Source organism: Pseudoflavonifractor phocaeensis, assembly GCF_016901735.1.
Classification (GTDB): Bacteria; Bacillota; Clostridia; order Oscillospirales; family Oscillospiraceae; genus Pseudoflavonifractor_A.
In genome coordinates, this window is record NZ_JACLZC010000156.1 from 1 (window position 1) to 976 (window position 976).

Genomic DNA, 976 nt, shown 5'->3' on the forward strand with positions numbered 1-976 from the left:
CCGCCATCTATGTCCTGGCCCGCAACTCCGGCGAAGGTTCCGACCGTAAGCTGGAAGGCGGCGACTACTACCTGACCGATGAAGAGGCCTACAACCTGACCCTGCTGGGTCAGAAGTTTGAGAACGTGATCGTCGTCATCAACGCCGGCGGCATCATCGACACCAACTTCTTCAACGGCAAGGGCGGCTATGACGCCGACGACGCGCACAACCGCGGCCAGATCGAGGGCCTGGACGCCCTGGTCCTCATGTCTCAGGCCGGCCAGAACGGCGGCTACGCGCTGGTGGAAGTGCTCAACGGCACCGTGACTCCTTCCGGCAAGCTGACCGATACCTGGGCCATCAACTACGAGGATTATCCCTCCGCCGAGGGCTTTTCCTATCTGGACGGCAACACCTATGAGGAGTACTACACCGACGACATCTATGTGGGCTACCGTTACTTCGATACCTTCGGTCTGGATGTGGCCTATCCCTTCGGTTACGGCCTGTCCTACACCAACTTTGAGATTGACGTGACTGACGTGACCGCCGATGCCGACACCATTACCGTCACCGCCGACGTGACCAACACCGGCGATGTCGCCGGCCAGGAGGTCGTGGAAGTTTACTTCTCCGCTCCCGACGGCTCCATCGACAAGCCCTATCAGGAGCTGGCCGGTTATCAGAAGGTGGCCGTGGCTGCCGGTAAGACCGAGAGCGTGACCGTCACCTTCGCCACCGCTGATATGTCCAGCTATGACGAAAACAACGAGCAGTATGTTCTCGAGGACGGCGACTACGTCATCCGCGTGGGCGACAGCTCCAGAAACACCGTTGTGGCTGCCACCATCAACCTGAACGCTGACGTGGTCACCGAAGAGGCCGCCAATCTGCTGGGTCTGACCAAGGACGACATGCAGGCCGGCACCTATGACGCCGACGCCGGCTACATCCTCAACTATGAGGACCCCGCCACCCATAAGAATCCCACCTA

Annotated in this window: 1 protein-coding gene; it reads left to right on the plus strand. The window is 59.9% G+C overall.

All coding sequences use genetic code 11. The annotated features are described in order from the left end of the window. Positions 1–976, plus strand: a 976-nt coding sequence (locus tag H7U37_RS14990) for a fibronectin type III-like domain-contianing protein (protein ID WP_204876962.1), incomplete at both ends; no start/stop codon positions are given.